The organism is Alishewanella sp. HH-ZS, assembly GCF_001704375.1.
Classification (GTDB): domain Bacteria; phylum Pseudomonadota; class Gammaproteobacteria; order Enterobacterales; family Alteromonadaceae; genus Alishewanella; species Alishewanella aestuarii.
This window is the reverse complement of sequence record NZ_LZEJ01000037.1, coordinates 41,598-47,790: the sequence shown is the minus strand read 5'-3', so window position 1 is coordinate 47,790 and position 6,193 is coordinate 41,598. Positions and strand designations below refer to the sequence as shown.

The following is a 6,193-nucleotide window of genomic DNA, read 5'->3' as shown; positions in this document are numbered from 1 at the left end:
TGCGCGCCATGCCCGGCGCACATAAAAAAAGGCAGCTTATCGCGCTGCCTTGGTTACTCTGCTCAAGAGCGCACTGGATGCGCCCTGGTGGGTCGTGCGGAGTTTACTTTTTGATTTGGCACGGCTTTAATTGCCATACCCGCTCTACATAATCTTCAATCGAGCGATCTGAGGTAAATTTACCAACCGAAGCGGTATTCAGAATGGCTTTTTCTGCCCACAGCGCTTTATCGCGATACCAGGTATCCACTTTTTTCTGTGCCGCCAGGTAGGATTCAAAGTCGGCCAGCACCAGGTAAGGGTCGCCGCCTTCCAGTAAACTACGTTTAATCGCCGCTAACTCACCCGGTTTACCCGGCGTAAAATAATCGGTTTCCAGCCAATCCAGAATAGCTTTCAGCTCCGGGTTATTATGATAATAATCGTAACTGTTATAGCCGCTCTCATATAAGGCTTTTACTTCATCAACGGTTAAACCGAAGATCGCGATATTATCCGCACCAACTTCCTCAGCGATTTCAATATTGGCGCCATCCAGGGTACCGACCGTTATAGCGCCGTTTAACGCCAGCTTCATATTACCGGTGCCTGAGGCCTCTTTACCGGCGGTAGAGATCTGCTCCGAGACATCCGCGGCCGGGATCATCTTCTCAGCTAAGCTCACCCGGTAGTTTGGCATAAACACCACTTTAATGCGGTTTTTCACCCGCTTATCGTGGTTGATCTTATCGGCGACCTTGTTAATCGCATAGATAATCTCTTTTGCCAGCTTATAGCCCGGTGCCGCCTTAGCACCAAACAGGAACACCCGTGGCACCATATCATAATCCGGGTTTTGCAGAATACGCCGGTACAACGCTAGGATATGCAGCAGGTTCAGGTGCTGCCGTTTGTATTCATGCAGGCGTTTGATCTGCACATCAAACAGCGCCGCCGGATCCACTTCAATCCGGGTCAGCTTTTTAATTTCCCGCGCCAGATCGGCTTTGTTCTGCTGCTTAATCGCCATAAAGTTATCCTGCAATGCAGGATCTTTAGCAAAGTCAGCCAGCTTATGCAGCTTTTTCAGATCGGTTGGCCAATCGTCACCCACCTTGGCATCCAGCAAGGTAGCCAGCCTTGGGTTACAGGCTTTTAACCAGCGCCGCGGTGTTACACCGTTAGTAACGTTAGTAAATTTATCCGGCCACAGCGCCACCATTTCCGGGAACAGATCAGATTTCACCAGCTTGGAGTGAATTTCTGCCACCCCGTTCACCTTAAAGGAGCCCACCACCGACAAATGCCCCATCCGCACCATCTGCTCATGGCCTTCTTCGATAATCGACAGCTTGCGCTTCTTCGCATTGTCACCCGGCCAGCGCATTTCTACCTGCTCAAGCAGGAAGCGGCGGTTAATTTCGTAAATAATTTCGATATGCCGTGGCAGCACTTTTTCAAATAAGCGCAGTGGCCATTTTTCCAGTGCTTCCGGCAATAAGGTATGGTTAGTGTAGGCAAATACCTGCTGACAAATCGCCCAGGCGTCATCCCATGCCATTTCAGCACGGTCAACCAGAATCCGCATCAGTTCCGGTATCGCCACCGCCGGGTGGGTATCGTTTAATTGAATGACCACCTGCTTGCCAAAGTGGCTCCAGTCATCGCCATGGCGACGCTTATAGCGGCGGATAATGTCTTTTAACGAGCAAGAGCAGAAGAAATACTGCTGAATCAGACGCAGCTCTTTACCGGCATCAGTTTCATCGTTCGGGTACAGGACCTTAGAGATGTTTTCCGCTTCCACGTTTTCCCGCGCGGCATCAACATAACCGCCGGAGTTAAACACGTCCCAGTTAAAGAAGTCAGAGGCGCGGCTTTCCCACAAGCGCAATACGTTTACCGCACCGCCATCATAGCCGACGATAGGAATATCCCACGGCACCCCCTTGATGATCCGGCCCGGGTGCCAGACTTTTTTCATCTGGCCCTGTAAGTCAAATACGGTTTCGACATAGCCATATACGGCAATTTCCTGCACCGATTCCGGGCGACAAATTTCCCACGGGTTACCGTACTCACGCCAGCTATCCGGCCGCTCAATCTGCCGGCCATCCTGGAAGCTCTGCTGGAACAGGCCGTTCTCATAGTGAATGCCGTAACCCACGGCCGGGTAATTTAACGTCGCCAGTGATTCGATAAAGCAGGCTGCCAGACGACCCAGGCCGCCGTTACCCAGCGCCATATCCTCTTCCTGCTGCTCCAGATCGGCAATATCCAGCCCCAGCTCAGCCAGTGCCTGTTTGGCGTCCTGATAAATGCCAAGGTTATGCAGGTTATTGCTGAACATCCGCCCCATCAGGTACTCAAGGCTAAAATAGTGCAGCGCCCGGGTATCTTGCTCATAATGGGTGCGTTGGGTATTGCGCAGGCCATCGAAAACCTGCTCGTTTACCGCAGCACAGGTCGCGCGCCACCAGGCCTGATGGCTGGCTTTATTAACGTCGGTGCCAAGCGTGGAGTGTAAGTGTTTGATAATACTTTCTTTAAGCTGCTCAGCGGCAGTGTTGGCAGCCTTTGCTGCCGAAGCTGTAGAGGTCTTTTTCATTGCCAGTCCCAAATGTATTCGCCACAGTCAGCGATGTTACACAGTAATAATTGTAGAAAAATTACAAAAACAATACCGCAAAATCGCACTTTTGGCAAAGACTACCCATCATTTCGTAAGTTAATTACATAACTAACTATCAGTACGCAAGTGACAAAAAAGGGGTTAGCCTTACCTAACCCCTTACTTTTAAATCCTTTTTATATTCAACTGTTCGCAAATACCGCTGCCACAAAGGCTTTCGCATCCTGTTCCAGTTGCTCCAGATGTGCCTGATCGACAAAGCTCTCCAGATAGATTTTATAGGCATTTTCGGTGCCAGACGGACGGGCGGCAAACCAACCATTTTTGGTAACGACCTTAACACCGCCGATGCCGGCATTATTACCCGGCGCCTTGGTCAGCACCGCCGTAATGGGATCGCCGGCCAGGCAGGTGGCCTTAACACTGCTGACATCCAGATTTTTCAGCGCCGCCTTCTGTGCCGCAGACGCCGGTGCATCCAGACGCCGGTATAGTGGCGAACCTAGCTTACGGGTTAACGCCTGATACTGCAGATAAGGGTCAACCCCGGTTTTTGCCAGCATTTCGGCGGCCAGTAAGCCCAGAATAAAGCCATCTTTATCGGTCGACCAGACAGTGCCATTATGGCGCAGGAAACTGGCACCGGCACTTTCTTCGCCACCAAAGGCGATCTCGCCTTTATGTAAACCATCGACAAACCATTTAAAGCCGACCGGCACTTCGCTTAGCACCCGGCCCTGCGCCGCAACCACACGGTCAATCAGCGCACTGGAGACCAGGGTTTTACCAATCGCCAGCTCAGCGCCCCACTGCGGCCGGTTGGCCAGCAGATAGTTAATGGCAACGGCCAGATAGTGATTCGGGTTCATCAGACCGCCACTACGGGTCACTATGCCATGGCGATCAAAATCCGGATCATTGCCAATCGCAATATCAAATTGATCTTTCAGTTGAATTAAGCTTGCCATGGCATGGGCTGACGAGCAATCCATGCGGATTTTGCCGTCTTTATCCAGCGACATAAAACTAAAAGACGGATCCACCTTGTCATTGACCACGGTGATATTCAGGCCATAGCGCTCAGCAATTCTGGGCCAGAACGCAATGCCCGAACCGCCCATCGGATCGACGGCAATACGAATGCCGGCTTTGGCAATGGCCCCCATATCAATCACGTTTTCTAAGTCATCAACATAGTGCTGAATATAATCGATGTGTTGACAATAGCCTGACTGAATCGCCAGTGCATAAGGCATCATCCGCACGCCTTCCAGATCTTTGGCTAACAGCTCATTGGCGCGTTTTTCAATCCAATCGGTGACATCGGTATCTGCCGGACCACCATGCGGCGGGTTGTATTTAATGCCGCCGTCTTCCGGTGGATTATGCGAAGGCGTAATCACGATACCATCGGCCAGTTGGCTGCTTTCGCCGTCGTTGTGCGTCAGAATAGCGTGAGAAATCACCGGTGTCGGGGTATAGCCTAAGTCTTTCTGGATGCAGACCTGAATTTTATTGGCAATCAGCACTTCCAGTGCGCTGGCAAAAGCTGCCTCGGACAAGGCATGGGTATCTTTACCTAAAAATAATGGCCCGGTAATGCCCTGTTTTTTCCGATACTCGGCAATTGCCTGACAAACAGCCAGTACATGTGGCTCATTAAAGGTGTGCTGCAGGGCACTGCCGCGATGGCCGGAGGTACCAAAACTGACTTTATGCTCCGGATGTTGATGCACATCGGGCTCCAGTACATAGTAAGCCGTCATCAACCGGCAGATATTCGGAATAAGTTCGTTTGGAACTGGCTGACCTGCCAGCGGATGTAATGACATGGGCACTTCCTTTTTAGCGTAATTCAGTTAATCAGAGTAAGTCGCGGATACGCTCAGCGTCTTCAGCACTATAGCCAAGTTTAATCGCAGTTTCCGTCAGCATCATTTTTTTCCGGGTGGTATTGGAGTTGGTGATCACCCAGAAGTTGGTATTAGGAATTTGCTTCGGGTTAGTGCTGCTGCCCGCTTCGTTTAACGCCTCGGCCGAAGTCCCAAAATACAGCCGGTTGCGACCTTTAATCTCCAGCACCTTGGCAAAATCTTTTTTGTGTACCCGCGCCAAAACCGATAACAGGTATAAAAAGCGACCAACGATATTCTGTTCGGTTTGTAAATCCTGCGGTGTTACCAGATCAAAAATATTACCGGCTTTAGTTTTGCCAGCAGGTTCGACCACCGCTGCTGCGACAGGTGCAGTGTTTACAGCAGCTTTGACAGGTGCAGTGTTTACAGCAGCTTTGACAGGGGCACCGGGTAGTAAACGACGCAGAATATCTGAGGCACTTTCGCCAATACGCTGGGTCTGGCCGGCGATAAACTGATAAAGATCGTCGTCAATTTCAATGGTTTTCATAGTGTTAATCCGTTACCTCAAATTGGCCTGATTATATACCCAAAGCAGCAAAAGATGCGAGTTTCCGCCGGTGCCTGACGCTGGGCTGATGTTTTGCTAGAATAGCCCGCTATTACTAAGACTCCGTAAAGCAAAAGAGTAGCGGTTATGATACTAAATTATCAACTTAACGGTCAGGGGCCGCTGGTGGTGCTGATCCACGGCCTGTTCGGCAGTTTTGAAAATCTGGGTGTGATCGCTCGTGCACTGCAGGATGAGTTTCAGGTACTGAATATTGATGTGCGTAACCATGGCCGCTCGCCACAGAGTAACGACATGAGTTATCCGTTACTGGCCGCAGATCTGGCTGAAACACTGGACAGTCTGGCACTTAAGCCCTTTGCACTGCTTGGCCATTCCATGGGCGGCAAAATTGCCATGCAATATGCGCTGCAAAACACGATTAAACCACAGCGCCTGATCCTGGCCGATATCGCCCCTGTCGGTTATCCACCCCGGCATAACAGTATCTTTGCCGGTCTGAATAGCCTTGATTTAACTACCCTAAGCAGCCGGGCCGAAGCAGATCAACTGCTGGCGGCCTATATCCAGGAAGCAGGCGTGCGACAGTTTTTACTAAAAAGCCTGGATAAAACCGAGACCGGCTTTCGCTGGCGTTTTAATCTGGATGCCTTAAGTACGCATTATCAGGCGCTTATTGGTGCTCCGGTTGCCGAGGGAGTCTTTGATGGTCCGACACTCTTTATCAAAGGCGGCAACTCCGATTACATCTTGCCTGAGCATCGGCCGACTATCCTGGCACATTTTCCGGCGGCGCAAGCCAAAGTGATCGAAGGCACCGGCCATTGGCTGCATGCTGAGAAACCGGCGGCGTTTAATAAAATTGTGCGCGATTTTTTATTGAGCTAGCGCAGAAAAAGCTGCGCCAGTTGTGCTATAGTGCGCGCACTTTTTTCGGGACGACCATTGCAAATGAGTGTAGAGCAGTTTGAAAGCATTGGCCTGTGGCTTGGCCTGGGTGTGTTATACATTTTTATCGTACTGGCGATCCGCGATGTACTGAAGAAAAGTCAGGCTCCGAAAATGGGGCAATTTTTTGTCTGGCTGGTGCTGTTTTTATCACCGCTGGTCTTTATCGTGAAAAGTGTATTGCAGTATTTTTTCGAATAAGAGGCG

At 50.6% G+C, this 6,193-nt stretch carries 5 protein-coding genes; 2 read left to right on the top strand and 3 right to left on the bottom strand.

What is annotated here, in order from left to right; all coding sequences use genetic code 11:
• Positions 1–103 precede the first annotated feature (103 nt).
• From A9165_RS13635 to seqA, 3 genes are all read right to left on the bottom strand, one after another.
• Positions 104–2,587 carry a glycogen/starch/alpha-glucan phosphorylase gene (locus A9165_RS13635; RefSeq protein ID WP_065956301.1) on the bottom strand — a complete coding sequence of 828 codons (2,484 nt, stop codon included), beginning with the start codon at positions 2,585–2,587 and terminating at the stop codon, positions 104–106.
• A 206-nt stretch (positions 2,588–2,793) separates the two neighbouring features.
• Entirely contained in the window at positions 2,794–4,443 is a 1,650-nt protein-coding gene (gene pgm / locus A9165_RS13630; protein WP_065956300.1) for a phosphoglucomutase (alpha-D-glucose-1,6-bisphosphate-dependent), read from the bottom strand.
• 31 nt (positions 4,444–4,474) lie between these two features.
• On the bottom strand, positions 4,475–5,017 hold the full coding sequence (gene seqA, locus A9165_RS13625) for a replication initiation negative regulator SeqA (protein WP_065956299.1): 543 nt from the start codon (positions 5,015–5,017) through the stop codon (positions 4,475–4,477).
• Between the two features lie 147 nt (positions 5,018–5,164).
• Here seqA and A9165_RS13620 point away from each other — a divergent pair, with 147 nt between their 5' ends.
• Positions 5,165–5,926, top strand: coding sequence for an alpha/beta fold hydrolase (locus tag A9165_RS13620; RefSeq protein WP_065956298.1), 762 nt, complete (start codon positions 5,165–5,167; stop codon positions 5,924–5,926).
• Positions 5,927–5,989: 63 nt separating this feature from the next.
• On the top strand, positions 5,990–6,187 hold the full coding sequence (locus tag A9165_RS13615; protein ID WP_065956297.1) for a DUF2788 domain-containing protein: 198 nt from the start codon (positions 5,990–5,992) through the stop codon (positions 6,185–6,187).
• Positions 6,188–6,193: the final 6 nt, after the last annotated feature.

Coding starts and splice junctions, on each gene's coding strand:
- A9165_RS13635 (WP_065956301.1), bottom strand. CDS start 2,587: ATGAAAAAGACCTCTACAGCTTCGGCAGCAAAGGCTGCCAACACTGCC.
- pgm (WP_065956300.1), bottom strand. CDS start 4,443: ATGTCATTACATCCGCTGGCAGGTCAGCCAGTTCCAAACGAACTTATT.
- seqA (WP_065956299.1), bottom strand. CDS start 5,017: ATGAAAACCATTGAAATTGACGACGATCTTTATCAGTTTATCGCCGGC.
- A9165_RS13620 (WP_065956298.1), top strand. CDS start 5,165: ATGATACTAAATTATCAACTTAACGGTCAGGGGCCGCTGGTGGTGCTG.
- A9165_RS13615 (WP_065956297.1), top strand. CDS start 5,990: ATGAGTGTAGAGCAGTTTGAAAGCATTGGCCTGTGGCTTGGCCTGGGT.